The 14,963-nt window shown below is 65.7% G+C and carries 10 protein-coding genes; 4 read left to right on the top strand and 6 right to left on the bottom strand.

What is annotated here, in order from left to right:
• The gene (locus LZK98_RS13895) at positions 1 to 348 is read left to right on the top strand and encodes a hypothetical protein (RefSeq protein WP_233782965.1); all 348 of its coding nucleotides are present in this window, start codon (positions 1 to 3) and stop codon (positions 346 to 348) included.
• Between the two features lie 36 nt (positions 349 to 384).
• Here the strand turns inward: LZK98_RS13895 and LZK98_RS13890 are convergent, their stop codons facing one another.
• The 3 genes from LZK98_RS13890 to LZK98_RS13880 form a co-directional block, all read right to left on the bottom strand.
• Positions 385 to 1,401 (bottom strand): SMP-30/gluconolactonase/LRE family protein, encoded by a 1,017-nt coding sequence (locus LZK98_RS13890; RefSeq protein ID WP_233782964.1) that lies wholly within the window; start codon positions 1,399 to 1,401, stop codon positions 385 to 387.
• A 67-nt stretch (positions 1,402 to 1,468) separates the two neighbouring features.
• Positions 1,469 to 1,891 carry a 3'-5' exonuclease family protein gene (locus LZK98_RS13885; protein ID WP_233782963.1) on the bottom strand — a complete coding sequence of 141 codons (423 nt, stop codon included), beginning with the start codon at positions 1,889 to 1,891 and terminating at the stop codon, positions 1,469 to 1,471.
• A gap of 62 nt (positions 1,892 to 1,953) precedes the next feature.
• Complete coding sequence (locus LZK98_RS13880) at positions 1,954 to 2,868, bottom strand: cupin domain-containing protein (protein WP_233782962.1); 915 nt, start codon at positions 2,866 to 2,868, stop codon at positions 1,954 to 1,956.
• 113 nt (positions 2,869 to 2,981) lie between these two features.
• Between LZK98_RS13880 and LZK98_RS13875 the strand changes: the two genes are divergently transcribed.
• The gene (locus LZK98_RS13875; RefSeq protein ID WP_233782961.1) at positions 2,982 to 4,304 is read left to right on the top strand and encodes an MFS transporter; all 1,323 of its coding nucleotides are present in this window, start codon (positions 2,982 to 2,984) and stop codon (positions 4,302 to 4,304) included.
• Here LZK98_RS13875 and LZK98_RS13870 read toward each other — a convergent pair.
• Complete coding sequence (locus LZK98_RS13870; RefSeq protein WP_233782960.1) at positions 4,282 to 4,761, bottom strand: hypothetical protein; 480 nt, start codon at positions 4,759 to 4,761, stop codon at positions 4,282 to 4,284. The genes LZK98_RS13875 and LZK98_RS13870 overlap by 23 nt on opposite strands.
• Before the next feature lie 210 nt (positions 4,762 to 4,971).
• Between LZK98_RS13870 and LZK98_RS13865 the strand changes: the two genes are divergently transcribed.
• Positions 4,972 to 5,817 carry a cupin domain-containing protein gene (locus LZK98_RS13865; RefSeq protein WP_233782959.1) on the top strand — a complete coding sequence of 282 codons (846 nt, stop codon included), beginning with the start codon at positions 4,972 to 4,974 and terminating at the stop codon, positions 5,815 to 5,817.
• A 107-nt stretch (positions 5,818 to 5,924) separates the two neighbouring features.
• Entirely contained in the window at positions 5,925 to 8,912 is a 2,988-nt protein-coding gene (locus LZK98_RS13860; RefSeq protein ID WP_233782958.1) for a TonB-dependent receptor domain-containing protein, read from the top strand.
• A gap of 133 nt (positions 8,913 to 9,045) precedes the next feature.
• Here LZK98_RS13860 and LZK98_RS13855 read toward each other — a convergent pair whose 3' ends face one another.
• A complete protein-coding gene (locus tag LZK98_RS13855) occupies positions 9,046 to 11,739 on the bottom strand; it encodes a glycoside hydrolase family 3 protein (RefSeq protein WP_233782957.1) in 2,694 nt (897 codons plus the stop codon).
• A gap of 150 nt (positions 11,740 to 11,889) precedes the next feature.
• Positions 11,890 to 14,853, bottom strand: a complete 2,964-nt coding sequence (locus tag LZK98_RS13850; RefSeq protein ID WP_233782956.1) for a TonB-dependent receptor — start codon at positions 14,851 to 14,853, stop codon at positions 11,890 to 11,892.
• Between the last annotated feature and the right edge of the window lie 110 nt (positions 14,854 to 14,963).

The raw sequence follows: 14,963 nt of genomic DNA, 5'->3' as shown, positions 1-14,963 counted from the left end.
ATGCGCACAGTCGGATTGATCGTCATGGCGCTCACCCTGCCGGTGATCGGCGCGCGCGCCCTGTCCCAGCAAGCGCCGGCACCGGCCGCCGCGGCCGCGGCGACACCGCCGCCCGGCCCGGGCCTCGACCTCATCAACGAGCGCTGCGGCTTCTGCCATTCGACCGCGCAGGTCTTCCAGAAGCGGCGGACCGAGGCGGAATGGGCGGCAACCGTCCAGGGCATGGCCGACCGCGGCGCCGAGGTGTCGCCCGAGGAGATCAAGGTGATCACCACCTATCTGGCGAAGAACTATGCGGCGGCGCCCGCCACGCCTTCAACAGGCGCGGCCAGCGAGGGCCGCCATTAGGAATGGGGCGGGCGGCCGGTTGCCGCCCGCCGCCCGTCATTTCGCGTCAGCATAAAGCGGCAGCATGCCTTTCACCTTGCTGCGCAGGCGATAGATGCTGGTGCTGGCGGTAATGTAGACGATATGGCCGTCGCCGGCGAAGGCGAGGTTGGCGGCGGTTTCCGGCAACTTGATCTGCCCCAGAACCTTGCCCGCAGGAGTGACGATGCGGATGCCGCCCGGGCCGGTCATCCAGATGTTGCCGGCCGTGTCGACCTTCAGCCCGTCCGGCCCGCCGCGGCCAGCCGGCAGGCGGATCAGCTCGCGCGGCGCGGACAATGTGCCGCCTGGGCCCACCTCATAGGCGCGGACATACATGTCCGGCCCGTAATTGCCGACGTACAGGGTCTTGAAATCGGGCGAGAAGCCGATGCCGTTGGGCAGGGTCATATCGGTGATGACCGCGGTCAGCTTGCCGCCGGCATAGCGGAACACGCCATTGAACGGTAGCTCCTTGGCCGGGTCCTTGTCCATGCCGTTGAACAGGCCGAACGGCGGATCGGTGAACCACAGCGCCCCCGCCCGGTCGTAGACGAGATCGTTGGGACTGTTCAGCCGCTTACCCTGATAGTCCGACAGGAACGGTTGCAGCCTCCCGTCCTTCCCGACCTTCACGATGCGGCGCGCACCCATCTGCGTCATCAGCACCGTGCCGTCCGGGGCGGGGACCATGCCGTTCGAGCCGATACTGGCGCCGGCGGGCGGATTGGGAAGCCCGCCCGCATTGGCGATCAGTTCCTGCACCTTTCCGTCCGGGGTCACCGCGCGCATCTTGTCCCCGGTCACGTCGGAGAACCAGAGCCGCCCGTCATGCCACATCGGCCCCTCGGTAAAACCGAAGCCGGTGGCCACGCGCTCGATCGGTGTGCCCGGCGCGATAACTGCGTCGAGCGCGGGGTCGAGCCGCTCGATCGAAGGCACGGAGGGCGCGGATGCAGGCCCCTGCGCTGCCAGCGGGATGCTCAGATGACAGAGCGCCGCTGCAAGCAGGGCGGCGCGTAGACGGGAGGACATGGCGCTATTCCCTCAAATGGATCGGGCGGGAAGAAGAGAGAGACAAGGGCATCGGGCCCGCTTCCGCTCAGACGCTGTCGGTCAGCAGGACCAGATAATCCTTGTTGAGCACGGTGTTCTCGATCAGCGGCCAGTTCTTCTGGTGCACGTCCGACTTGATCCAGACCTGCCGTTGCTCCTCGCTCTCATAGGTGAGCTGGAAGCGGTAGTTGATGCCGGGGGCCGGCGCGGGACCGCCCTGGATCACGCTGCGCAGCTTCAGCATCTTGACGTCGATATAGCCGCGACCGCGGAAGGTTTCGGCAACGGGCTTGAAGTGATTGTGGAACGCGTTGAGCATCTCCTGCTCACGCGCCGGATCGATGGCGAGATCGCAATAGAGGACGATGGGCTTGCGCGGGGAAGGGCGGGGCCGGGCGCCGGCAGCGGCCCCCGTTGTCGCGCCGATGCCCAGCGCGGCCAGTCCCTGCAGCATATGACGCCTGTTCATGGCTTCTCTCCTTGTTGTGATGGCTCCTCGTCGGGGGAAGGAATGGCTGTTATCCCCAGCAGCTATCTGCGCGGCCGCATCCGTGCCTCGGCCTCCGCACGATAACGGGCTTTTGCCGCCAGATCGCGCGCGACGCCGATGACCATCAATTCCAATGGTTCGCCGCCGGTCTGACGGATCGCCCGCGCTTCGCCGAGGTCGACGGGCACGGCATCACCGGCCTTGATCGGCGCGGCCTCATCGCCCAGCGTGACCTCGCCGGTGCCGGACATCACGTAATAGACCTCGCTCATGTCCGGCTGGATACGGCGGCCCAGCGCCGAGCCCGCGGGCAGCAGGATATGATCGACATAGGACCAGGCCGTCGAGAAGATCGTCGGCCCCAGGGCGCGGCGGTAGAGCACGGCGCCGGTCGCCTCAGGCAGGTTCGCCGCCGCCGGCTTCAGCAGGCTGCGATCCAGCCGCATGGTGATGAACTGCGGCACGGGATCGAGCGGGGCGTTGGTGCGCGGGTCGCCCAGGTCGAAATTATCGTAGCTCTTCGTCATGCCGACGTTGATGTTCAGCCACTGAACGGGCTTGTCGGTGGGATTGTAGATGCCGTGGGCATGGCCCTTGCGATCGGGCGCCCCCGCTGGCCCGGTCAGGCGCGAGGTCCGTCCATCGATCGTGAATTCCGCCTCGCCGTCGAGGATGACGAACATCTCCTCGCAGTCGTTGTGGAAATGCTGGCCGATCCCGCTCTTCGGCGCGATCGTGCCACGGTGGAGGAAGATGAAGTTGGTGCTGAGCGCGTTCGCCCCGAGCAGCGCGCCGAACCTCATCGAGCCCGCGCCGCCATGGACGCCGGTCGCAAGTTGCATCTTGCCGGGATCGCTGCGGCCGATGCGCTGCGCCAGCGGCATCGCGGTCTGCGCCACCGCGACCGCGGAGAAGGCCACCAATGCTGCGACCACCCCGATGCGCGGCATCGCCATGCCCATGTCGTTCCCCTCCCGATGCTCTTGTCTGTTTACGCGGACGTGTATCCGTCCTATCACGGATCATATACTATATTGTCCGGCATACAAGCCGGACGGGAGGGATGGTCATGAGCGGCGCCGCGCGGTCCAGGGTCAGGCTGGGCCTCATCTTCCTGTTGTTCATCATCAGCGCGATCGCCTTTCTCGATCGCACGAACATCTCGGTCGCCGGGGTGGAGATGCGGAAGGAATATGGCATCGACCAGGTCGAGCTGGGCTGGGTCTTCAGCGCCTTCCTGATCGGATATGCCTTGTTCCAGGTTCCGGCCGGCTGGCTCGCGGCCCGCTACGGCCCCCGCATCGTGCTGACCGGCGCGCTGCTCTGGTGGGGCGTGTTCACCGCGGCGACGGCGATCATCCATCCGCAGGGCAGCGGCGCGCTGCTGCTGCTGGCGCTGACCCGGTTTGCGCTCGGTATCGGCGAATCGGTCGTCTATCCGTGCGGCAACCAGTTCCTGTCGCGCTGGATCCCCGCGCAGGAGCGGGGGAAGGCGAACGGATGGATCTTCGCCGGCGTGGGCGCGGGGTCCGGCATCACGCCGCCGCTCATCACCGCGATCATCCTGTGGGGCGGCTGGCGGGCGTCCTTCTATGTCTGCGCCGCCCTGGGGCTTGTCGCCGCCGCCGTCTGGTTCCTGCTGGCGCGCGACCGGCCGCAGGAGCATCCGTCGGTCAACGCGGCCGAGCTGGCGCATATCGAGGCTGGCCTGCCGCCGGCCAAGGCGGCCTCGCGCGCCCCTATCCCCTGGGGGACGATCCTCGCCAGCCGCAACGTCTGGGGCCTGTTCATCAGCTATTTCGCGTTTGGTTATGTGATCTGGATCTTCTTCAGCTGGTTCTTCATCTACCTGGCGGAAGCGCGGCATCTGGATGTCAAGTCGAGCGCCGTCTTCTCCATGCTGCCCTTCCTGTGCATGACGTTCGGCTGCCTGCTCGGCGGCGTGATCAACGACCGGGTCTCGGCGCGCCACGGCCTCTACTGGGGGCGCTCGGGCCTCGGCATCATATCGTTCATCCTGACGGGCCTGTTCCTGGCCTGCGGATCGATGGTGGACAATGCGCCGCTCGCGGTGCTGATCCTGGCCGGCGGCGCAGGCGCGATCTATCTCTCGCAGAGCTCCTTCTGGTCGGTGACGGCGGACATTGCCGGTCAGCACAGCGGCGTGGTGTCCGGCTTCATGAACATGGGATGCCAGATCGGCGGTGCATTGACCGCCACGCTGACGCCGATGATTGCCGCGCAGTTCGGCTGGATCGCCGCCTTCTACGCGGGCGCCGCCGTGGTTCTGGCGGGCGTGCTCGCCTGGGCGATGGTCGATCCGAACCGCCTGCTCGAGCAGCCGGATCGTGAGACCGGCGAGGCGAGACCTATTGGCGGCGCGACAGCCTGACGGTGAAGGGCTTTCGCCCGTCGATGTCGAAAAAGGTCGTGCCGAATGCGGACCGGCGGACGCGGATCGTCTCGCCGACGGGCGGCGGCGGTGCGACGGTCGTGGTGTCGTACGCCGTGCCGTCCTCCAGCTCCAGCCGGTAATAGCCGTGGCGCAGGGGCTTCACCGCCTTCAGCCGGCTGGTGAAATCCGTCCGACTCTTCAGCGCATCGCGGCGATCTTCGTAGCTGTCGGCGGTGGCTCGGCTCGACGGTTGCGACGATGGGGCAGGAGCGGGCGGGGCAGGGATGGAAACCGGCGGGCTTCCTCGTTCTGTCCGGCCCGACCGTTGATCATAGCAGGCAAGGCGCGCCGACGGATCATCTATGCGCGCGCAGCCATCCTCCTGGGCGTGGGCGACCCATGGCGGAAACAACGCAATCCCGCCGATAACGGCCAGTCGCCGGATGCCTTTCACGCCCTTCTCCTCTTCCCATGTGACATTTTTGTTTGACTAATGGCTCAGCATCATATCCTATATGATAAAACGCAAGACGCAAAAGTCTGCTGAAGGGGAGGATCGATGGCATTCGCCAAGACCGCTTTCTGTCTATGTTCGCCTGCCTTGTTCATAGCGGGCGCCGCCGCGCAGACGTCAGCGCCGCCCGGCGCTCCGAGCCGTCCGCCGATGGAAAGTGCCTGGTCGCCCAAGCGAACGCCGCCGCGCGCCTATGACGCGCCGAATCGCCCCTGGTGGAAACTTTCCGACATTCTCGCGGCGCATAAGGGCGAGAAAAGCTGGACCCATGCGATCGTCCGCAACCGCGACCTGGAGGCGGACTGGCACCAAATGGCGGCCGGGCAGCGGACCGAGCCGTTGATGTACGCCGACAATGCGACGGCCCTCATCGTCTGGGGCGGGCAGTTGCGGGTCAGCATCAAGGGGCAGGAGCCGTTCGTCGCGGTCAAGGGAGGAGAGGTCAACATTCCCTTCCGCCTGCCGTTCACGCTGGAAAGCGTGGGCGACGTGCCGGCGCTGTGGCTCGAGGTGCATGGCGCGGGCGACGTGCCGCTCTATCGAACCGCGACGAGGCCGGAGAAGCCCGGGGACGTGCCGGGCTTCACCTATGTGAAGGCTGCCTTGATGGGCGGCGACGGCCGCTATGGCACGGCGGACCGACCCTATCTCGACTATTACAAGGACGTGGTGAACGGCGGGCAGCGGGCTGGCGCGTTCATCGCCGGCGATCATCTGTTCGTGAACAACATCCGCGGGCCGGGCGTGAAGACGCCGCCTCCAACGGATCTTGGCCACTTTCATTTCGGCTATGACGAATTCTGGTTCATCATGGAAGGCAACGTCGACTACCAGATCGAGGGCGTGCCGTTCTTCACCGCATCGCCCGGCGACGTCGTGACCGCCGCACAGGGCCGATGGCACCGTGCCAGCTTCGGCGGACAGCCGGGCCAGATGGCCACGCGCGTCGCGATCAACCCTTATCCGCGCGGCCTGCACAGCTTCCAGCCACACTGAGCGCGCTCAAGCGAGCGCAACCGCCAACTCCGGACCGAGAGAAAGCTCGCGGGAAAGTCATGAAATCAATGTAAAATCCTATAGTATATGAAAAGAGGGAGAGGAAAATGTTGGGAGATATTCTGCCCGGACGATTGAGCAGTTCGCTTATCGCGATCGCGGCGGTGATGGTGGCCAGCCAGCCTGCGTTCGCTCAGGACAACGCTGCCGCTGCGCCGCCGCCTCAAGACACGCCGCCCGCTTTGGAAAGCCCACCATCCACTACGGACCCGGACATCATCGTCACCGGTTCGGCCATTCGCGGCGTGGCGCCGGTCGGTTCCAACCTGATCTCCGTCGGCCAGGACACGATCGAGAAGACCGCGCCCGTCAACGCGTCGCAGCTCGTGAACACGGTGCCGTCGATTTCCACCGCCGGTTCGGTGGCACAGGGCGAGAACGCCTATTCCTATTACTCGCCGCAGATCCACAGCCTCGCGGGATCGTCGTCCAACACCACGCTGGTGATCCTCGACGGCCTGCGGCTGCCTGGCGGTGGCACGCAGTTCGCCCAGACCGACCCCAACATCATTCCGGTGAGCGCGATCCAGCGGGTGGAGGTTCTCGCCGACGGTGCTTCGTCCGTCTACGGCTCGGACGCGGTCGCGGGCGTGGTCAACTTCATCACCCGCCGCACCTTCGACGGCTTCGAGGCGAACGCCCAGGCGGGCTTCGCCGACGATTACCACAATACCAACGTCAATTTCATCTGGGGCAAGAAATGGGAGACGGGCGGCGTCTATGTCGCCGGTTCCTATTCCAACCAGTCGGAATTGAAGAACAAGGATCGCCGCTTCTCGAGCCTCGGCGATTATCGTTCGATCGGCGGGACCAACACCAACAGCTATCAGTGCAGCCCCGCGACCATCGTGGTGCCGGGCGTCAGCGGCGTGTTCCTGTCGCCGGATGCGGCCTCGACCGTGGCCAACACGCAAGACAACGCGCCGTGCAACAACTCGATCTACGCCAACCTGCTGCCGTCGCAGTTCCGTGCGAACGCGATGATCAAGGTGACGAATGATTTCTCGGACAAATTCACCGTCACCGCCATGCTGAACTACAATCGCCAGGAAACGCATAACGCCAACGGGCCGGGCGGTATCACTAATGCGACCGCGTTCGGCCCGGGGTCGGGCAAGGGCGGCCAGATCAACCCGTTCTACCAGGCGCCCGCCGGCGCGCCCGGTGCGACGCAGCAGACGGTCAGCTGGCTCGCCCTGCTGCCCGACGCCGACTATGGCGAAGCGGAATCGCAGTCGGACTCGATCTATTCGACGGCCGTCGCCGAATATCGGGTCAACGACGACTGGACCGTCACCCTCAGCGACGCCTTCGGCTGGAATCGTTCGGCGCTGAACACCGTCAACGGCTTCTGCTCGGCCTGTGCGCTGCTGGCGCTGAACGGCACGGCGCAGCTCAGCGGCAGCACCACGGCGACCGACATTCCGGGACAGAATGTCATCGCCCTCAACCTGCCGCTGACCACCGCGAACGCCCTCGACGTATGGCGGCCGTTCGACGGCACCAACCGGACACCCGAGTCCGTCATCCGCTCGCTCTACCGGAACAACAGCGAGAACACGAACTACAACACGTTCAACCAGATCAAGCTCGACCTGAACGGGTCGCTGTTCAGCCTGCCCGCGGGCAAGCTCAAGATCGCGGTGGGCGGCGAATATCTCTGGTACGAACAGACCCAGAAGATCAGCGGCTCCAACAATACCGGGCCGACGACGACGGGGTCCAATTTCCGCGTCTACAACTACAAGCGCGACGTGAAGTCGCTCTATGCCGAGCTCTACGTCCCGGTCGTCTCACCGGAGATGGGGGTGCCGCTCGTGCACAGCCTCGATCTCAGCATCTCCGGCCGGTACGACAGCTACAGCGACGTGGGCTCGACCACCAATCCCAAGTTCGCGGCGAACTGGGAGCCGGTGGAGGGCGTCAAGCTGCGCGGCAATTATTCCCGCGCATTCGTGGCGCCGCCGACGGCGGTCATCGGCGATCCGACGCAGGGTTATCTCTACGCATCGGGCAGCGTCGGCGTGAACGGCACGCAGATTGCCGTGCCGATCGCCAATTATCCCGACGTGGTGAACATCCCCGGCGTCCAGTGCAACGCCACCACCTGCACGATCGGCACGCCGGCGATTCAGGGCATGCGGCGACAGCTCGGCGGCGGCTTCTCCAACATGACGCCGCAAAAGGGCCGGAGCTGGTCCGCAGGCATCGACCTCGCGCCGCGCTTCCTGCGTGGTTTCACCGCCGCTTTCACCTATTTCCACAACAAGTTCATCGGCGGCGTCTCCTCACCGAGCCCGAGCGCGATCGTGAACTCGGCTGGCCTGCGTAATCTGCTGACCATCTGTCCGCAGACCTGCTCGCAGGCGCAGATCGACGAATTCGCCAACATCGCCAACGGCGCGACGGTATCCGGCGCGATCCCGCCGCAGGTCTACTTCCTGATCGACCAGAGCAGCCGCAACGCGCTCAACCTGACCGTCGAAGGCATCGACGGCCAGTTCAATTACAACTCGGAGATCGGAGACCTCGGCACCTTCGTCATCGGCACCGGCTTCACCTATTTCACCAAGTTCCGGCAGAATTTCGGGGGCGGTACGGACTTCAGCATCCTTAACACCTCCGGCTACAACACCACGTTCCCGTCGGTCCGGTTCAAGAACCGCGCCCAGTTCGGCTGGGCGAAGGACGGGATGTCGATCGACCTGTTCTGGAACCATACCGGTTCCTATCGCAACTGGATCAGTACCACGGTGAATCCGATCATCGTCAATTCGGCCGGCAACCCGGTCGGCGGCGGCGACAAGGTGAAGGCCAACAATACGTTCGACCTGCACGTTCAGTATGAGTTCCAAGGCGACAACTTCGCCCGGGGCTGGCAGGTCTATGTCGACGCCCAGAACATCTTCGACAAGGACCCGCCGTTCTACAACGGCAATACGGCGGGCATCCTGGGCGGCGCATGGGGCTATAACGGCTTCGTGTCGAACCCGATCGGCCGGCTTGTTTCCGTAGGCCTGCGCATCCGGATGTAATCCCCTCCCCGGAAGCGGCGCACGGAAAGGGGCTCCGGAGCATGGCTCCTCCGGAGCCCCACCTTTTGTGCGGATCGGTCTGCCCAAAGGCTCGGCTAGGCGATCGCAGGGGCTCCCGCGCCCGCCGAAGCGTTTACTTGGGAAGCGTGACGGCTGACGCGACGGAGAATCCGGCCGTCTGTCCCGCCACGCCGGTGTCCGGCTGGCCCGAGCCGACACTGACGCGGTAGTCGCCGGCCAGCACCTTGCGCACGCCGTCGACCGTGACCGCGCTCAGGTCGCGCGGCGTGAGGTCGAAGCGTATCGTCCGCGCTTCGCCCGGCTTCAGCGTCACGCGCTGGAACCCGCGAAGCGCGATGCGCGGCGCGCCCGGCTCGTCGGGAAAGTCGAGATAGAGCTGCGCCACCTCGTCGCCCGCGCGGTCGCCGGTGTTGCGCACTTCGGTCGTAACGCGGATTCCATTTGCGGCACCGCCGCTCGCCGGCCGCACGTCGAGCGGGGCATAGGCGAAGCGCGTGTAGCTGAGCCCGTAACCAAATGGATAGACCGGCTTCCCGGTGAAGTAGCGATAGGTGCGCCCGGCCATGCCATAATCGCCGAACGGCGGCAGCTCGTCCACGCTGCGGTAGAAGGTTAGGGGCAGCCGGCCGGAGGGATTGACCTTGCCGGACAACAGGTTGCCGACGGCGAGCCCGCCCGCCTGGCCGGGATACCAGGCCTCGAGAATGGCCGCGGCATTCTCCTTGGCCCATGCGAGGTTGATCGGGCTGCCGTTCATCGCAACGACGACCAGCGGCTTCCCGGTCGCCCGGGCCTGTTCGAGCAGCGCCTGCTGGTCCGGAGGCAAGTCGAGGCTGGTCTTGTCGCCTCCCTTGAAGCCGGGGATCTGGGCGGGAGATTCCTCTGCCTCGAGGTCGGAGGTGAGGCCGACCACGGCGACGAGCACGTCGGCCTGCGCTGCCGCGGCCTTCAGGTCGCGTTCGGGCGCAGCGGATACGCGCTTCCACACCAATCCGATGCCGGCGCTGCCCGTATGGGCGTCGCCCGTCACTTCGATCGGATAGCGGCGGCCCTTTTCGAGCGTCACCGTCTTCATCGTCGGCAGGCTGCCCCAGGGCGCGTCCTTGAGATCGACGAACGGTTGCCCGTCGAACTTGAGCGTCCCGCTCTGGAATCCGGCCAGGCCCAGCCGGTAGTGGCCCGTCTCCGGCGGCACCAGAAAGCCGGTCCAGACCACGCGATGATGGTCCGACACCTGCGCCAGGTCCAGGCTGCGGCCGGCCACCCCCGCTTCGACGCGGCTCGCGACCGGCGTCTCCGCGAAGCGGGCGGTTTTCACATAATCCTGCAGCGTGCCGGGCGCGAAGCGGGCCGGCGGCTGGCCCAGCACGTTATAATAGCGCGCGAGCAGCCCCGCCTGTCCATCCGGCGTGCGCAGGGCCGTCTCCGGGATCGGATCGCCGTCGGTATAGGTCTCGCCGAAAGGCACATAGGAAATCTGCGCGCTGGGCAGCGCCTGGCGCAGCCCGTCCACGACCGAGATGGGCGGTGCGGAGAGCGACGACGAATAATTGCCGCGCAGGACGCGCGTCGCGTCGCCGAGCGGCCCGATCACCGCGATGCGAAGGCCGGGGCGCAGCGGCAGGATGCCGTCGTTCTTGAGCAGAACGAGGCTCTTCTCGGCGGCGGCGAGGGAGAGGGTGCCGTGCTCAGGCTTCCCGATCGACGCGACGTCGCCGTCGGGTCGGCGCAGGCCGGACAGATCGCCGTTGCGGTATCGCGCCGAAAACAGGCGGACGAGGGTGCGGTCGATGTCCGCCTCGGTGATGAGTCCCCGCGTGAGCGCCTCGCGGTAGCGGTCGCCGAGCCCGCCGGTGTCGGAGAGCGTTGCCGTGTGGCACTCGTTGTCGACGCCCGCCCGCATCGCTGCCGCCACCGCTGCGGCGCCGTCGGGCGCATAATGGTGGTTGTCGCTGATGTCCTTCACCGCGTCGCAGTCCGAGACGACATAGCCGGTGAACCCCCAGGCGCCGCGCAGATGCTCCTTGAGCAGTTCGTCGCTCGCGCAGGCCGGCTGGCCATCGACGCGGTTGTAGGCGCACATCACCGATCCCGCCTTGCCCTCGACGATCGCGGCGCGGAAGGCGGGCAGGTAGGTGTCCTCCAGATCGTGGCGCGAGACGAAGACATTGGCGCTGTGCCGGGTCGATTCCGGGCCGCTGTGGACGGCGAAATGCTTGGGCGTGGCGATCACGTTCGGCAGATCGGGATCGGGCCCCTGCATTCCGGTGACGAAGGCAACCCCCATGCGCGCGGTGAGGAATGGGTCCTCGCCGTAGGTTTCCTGCCCGCGACCCCAGCGCGGATCGCGGAAGATGTTGATATTGGGCGACCAGGTGTCGAGCCCGGTGCCGATCCGCCCCATCCGTCCGGTCCGGCGCGCCAGCGCGTGGAGACCGCGGACCTCCGCGCTGATCGCGCCCGCGACCTCCTTGACGAGCGGCGCATCGAAGGTCGCGGCGAGGCCGATCGGCTCGGGGAAATTGGTCGTCGGCAAGGTGCCGATCGCGCCGTGAAGCGATTCCGTCCACCAATTGTATGCGGGCACCCCAAGGCGCGGAATCGCGGGCGCGACGTTGAGCAGCTGGTCGATCTTCTCGTCGAGCGTCATCTTGGCGACGAGATCGTCCGCCAACCGTTCCGCTCGCGCCTGAACGGGCTTGGGGGAGGGCGATCCGGACTGCGCCTGCGCCGCCGGGGGAACGAGGGCGGTCCCCGCGAAAAGAAGCGCGAAGAGACCGGTGCCGCGCCTGGTCGCAAAGATCATGTCCGTTCTCTCCCTTATCGCCACCATCGTCGGAGCCTCCGCTGAGCCCACGCGTCGCCGCCGATGCTCACGATGTTCCGACCGGCGCATCGTGGAAAATTCAAAAAAGGCCCGGGAACGTCGGAGGACATTCCCGGACCAGAGGAGAGTTCAGAAGCGGACGCGGACACCCGCCGTGAACCGGCGCCCATATCCGTAGACGTCGAGCAGCTGGTTCTTGAAACGGCCGTGGGTGCTCATCGTCTCGTTGGTGATGTTCAGCGCTTCACCGAAGATGTTGATGTGATCGGTGATCTGATAGCTGGCGCTGAGGTCGACCTGGGTGCTGGCGTTGACGAAGGTCGGCTCCGATCCGAACGCGCCGGTGTTCTGCGCCTGGCCGAACTGCAGCAGATACTCGTCGCGCCAGTTGAGCGCGGCGCGGAACTCGACCCCGTATTTGTCGAAAAAGCCGACGAAATTGGCCGAGTTGGCAAGGCCGGTGACCGCGAAGCCGCTCTGCGAGATATCCTCCGGGTCATAGGGCTTGTTGGTGTCGACGAACGTCGCGTTGGCGATGAAGCCGAAGCCGCTGTTGCCGAACGTGTGCTGCAGCGCCAGCTCGACCCCGCGCACCGTCGCGTCCGGCCCGTTCACGCGCTGAGATACGGCGAACTGGGCAGGCTGCCCCGTCGACGGATCGATCACGTCGTTGATGGTCTGGCGCTGCGTGCCCTGGACGATGAAGTTCGAGACGTTCTTCAGGAAGAAGTTCACCGCCAGATAGGAGTTGCGCTGATAGTACCATTCGGCCGCGACGTCGAAATTGTCGGAGAGGTACGGCTTCAGGTCGGGGTTGCCGCCGTCGGCGGTCAAGGCATTGACTCGCTGGCCGCTGCCGACGTTGAGGACCGGCGTCAGCAGGTTGAGCGTCGGCCGCGTCAGCGTGCGCGACGCATCGAAGCGCAGGATGAGGTTGCGCGTCAACTCGAGCTTCAGGTCGACCGCCGGCAGGAAATAGCTGTAGTTGCTCTTGTTCGTCACCAGCTGCGACGGACCGAAGTTCACCGTCAGCAGTGTCGGATCGGTGGTGCTGGGCGTGATCGACGTCGGCAGCCGGCCGATGCCGGACGAGGTGAGATGGGTCGTTTCCTGGCGCACGCCCGCGTTGAAGAAGAACGGCATCCCGGCGATCTCGGTCTTGAAGTTCGCCGCCAGGAAGAGCGACCAGGTCTTTTCGTTGATGTTGCGATAGCTGCCTACGTCGTTGGCGACGTCGAACATGCCGCGGAAACCCCACAACCCGTTGTTGGGATCGTTGACCGGGTCTGGATAGTTGAAGCCGGGGATCGGCGTCGCATAAGGATTGCCGAGACCCGAGAGAAAGGCCTGATAGTCCGCCGCCTTGAAGTTGATCAGCGCCGGCGGCAGCGCGCCGCTGAAGCCCGGAATGAAGTTGCTGGTGCCGACCGTGCCGCGATAGAGGCTCGTCGGAATGGGCACGCCGCCCGTCGTTCCCGACGCCGGGCCGTATCCCGAATAGGCCTGCCAGAAATTGTTGGCGAAGGTGTTCGCACTGCGGAATTTGAAGGTGTCGTCGAGATAGGACCCACCGACGGTCAGGGTCAGGTCGTCCTGCGTCCATTTGGCGCGCAGCCGGCCTTGCTTGATCGTGTCGGTGTTCTTGTTGGCGATGTTGACGGTCACGTGCGAGCCGATCACCGAGGTGTCGGCCCAGCGGCTGGGGTCGCCGTTGACGCCGTAATCGTGCAGCGTCGGAATGACCTTGCCGCTGTTGCCGCCGATCGCGACGCCGAGCGAGGGGCCGATCGCGAACCCGTAGCCGATGTCGGCGCCGATCGAGTTCACGCGATCGTCGGGATTGAGCCAACTGCGCGAGAAGCTCCCGTCCGCCTCGATCTCGAGATGCTCGGTGGCATTCCATTTGACGTTGAGACCGGTCTGGTTGGTACGGCGCAGGTTGCTGTCGGTGCCGGCGGTGAAATCGGTCTGCGATCCCGACTGGGTGAAGTCGAGCGGCACGCCATTCTCATCGAGCTTCACGTTGCGCAGCGAGCCCTGGTTGAACCAGATGCCGAAGCCGAACGTATCGGTGTTGACTCGCTGGTCCGCGTAATTGTTGTCGAGCGTCAGCAGCAGGTCGTCGGTCGGCTTCCACTGGAGCGCGATGCGCCCGTCGATGCGCTCGTCCCGGGTATAGGATTGCTGGGCGCCATATTGCTGCGGGAACCAGCCGACCACGGTCTGCCGGTTGTTGGGATCGGCATAGGCGGCCGAGGTGGCGTCGCTCGTCGGGCTGCAGCTCGTCGCCGCGGTTCCCGCCAGCTGGCAGGGCGCATAGCGGCCGCCTGGGAAGCCATGGATGAAGACATTGTTCGTCCGCGTGTCGTGCCGCGTGTAGATGATGCTGGCCAGCACGCCGAACGTATCATCCGCGAAGGTATCGCTGATCAGCAGGCCGCCGGTCGGCACCACGCGCTTGGCATAGTTCTGGATCGAACCCGAGGCCGACGCGGCAAGGCGGAAGCCCGGCTTGTCGAGCGGCTTGGGATAGGCGATGTTGATCGTCGCGCCGATCGAGTTCGACGACAGCGCGACGTCGGGCGTCTTGAGCACTGTCAGCGCACCGATGAAGTCGGAGCCGACCGTGCTGAAATCGATCGAGCGGCCGCCGGTCGCCGTCGACAGGCGGCGGCCGTCGACCAGCGTCTCGTTGAAGTCGCCGCCGAAGCCGCGGATGGTGACGCCGTTCGCCTCTCCGCGCACGCCGTCGCGCTGGATCGACACGCCCGGCAGGCGCTGCAGCGATGCCGCGACGTTGGAATCGGGGAATTTGCCGATATCCTCGGACGAGATGACGTCGACGACGCCCGATGCCTCGCGCTTGGCATCGAGGTTGCGCTGGAGCGATCCGCGGATGCCGGTGACGACGATGTCGTCGGCCTGGGCTTCGCTGATCTGCGCCGGCGCCGTGCCGCCGTCCTGCGCCGCTGCAGGAGCTGCCATCGCCGAAGGCGCCAATGTGAGCGCTATAATGCTTGAGCTGCCGAGCGCGATCCGCGCTGCGATGATATGGCGCCGATGACGGTTCTGCTGCCGGTCGGTCTTGTTCATTTCGTTACCCCCTCCTCGGATTTGAGCCGGTTGTTTTCTGGCTCGACGACGGTTCACGTCACGCGGGCACTCCAGGTGCTGCAGTTTTTCCGGGAAGGGCTTTGGCCTTC

The organism is Sphingomonas cannabina, assembly GCF_021391395.1.
In the GTDB taxonomy this organism is placed as follows: Bacteria; Pseudomonadota; Alphaproteobacteria; order Sphingomonadales; family Sphingomonadaceae; genus Sphingomonas; species Sphingomonas cannabina.
Note: the sequence above shows the minus strand (reverse complement) of the source record. Positions and strands in the feature narration are given on the sequence as shown.

Excerpts from the sequence above, each read along its gene's own strand:
- LZK98_RS13895 (WP_233782965.1), top strand. The coding sequence starts at position 1 with ATGCGCACAGTCGGATTGATCGTCATGGCGCTCACCCTGCCGGTGATC.
- LZK98_RS13890 (WP_233782964.1), bottom strand. The coding sequence starts at position 1,401 with ATGTCCTCCCGTCTACGCGCCGCCCTGCTTGCAGCGGCGCTCTGTCAT.
- LZK98_RS13885 (WP_233782963.1), bottom strand. The coding sequence starts at position 1,891 with ATGAACAGGCGTCATATGCTGCAGGGACTGGCCGCGCTGGGCATCGGC.
- LZK98_RS13880 (WP_233782962.1), bottom strand. The coding sequence starts at position 2,868 with ATGGCGATGCCGCGCATCGGGGTGGTCGCAGCATTGGTGGCCTTCTCC.
- LZK98_RS13875 (WP_233782961.1), top strand. The coding sequence starts at position 2,982 with ATGAGCGGCGCCGCGCGGTCCAGGGTCAGGCTGGGCCTCATCTTCCTG.
- LZK98_RS13865 (WP_233782959.1), top strand. The coding sequence starts at position 4,972 with ATGGAAAGTGCCTGGTCGCCCAAGCGAACGCCGCCGCGCGCCTATGAC.
- LZK98_RS13860 (WP_233782958.1), top strand. The coding sequence starts at position 5,925 with ATGTTGGGAGATATTCTGCCCGGACGATTGAGCAGTTCGCTTATCGCG.
- LZK98_RS13855 (WP_233782957.1), bottom strand. The coding sequence starts at position 11,739 with ATGATCTTTGCGACCAGGCGCGGCACCGGTCTCTTCGCGCTTCTTTTC.
- LZK98_RS13850 (WP_233782956.1), bottom strand. The coding sequence starts at position 14,853 with ATGAACAAGACCGACCGGCAGCAGAACCGTCATCGGCGCCATATCATC.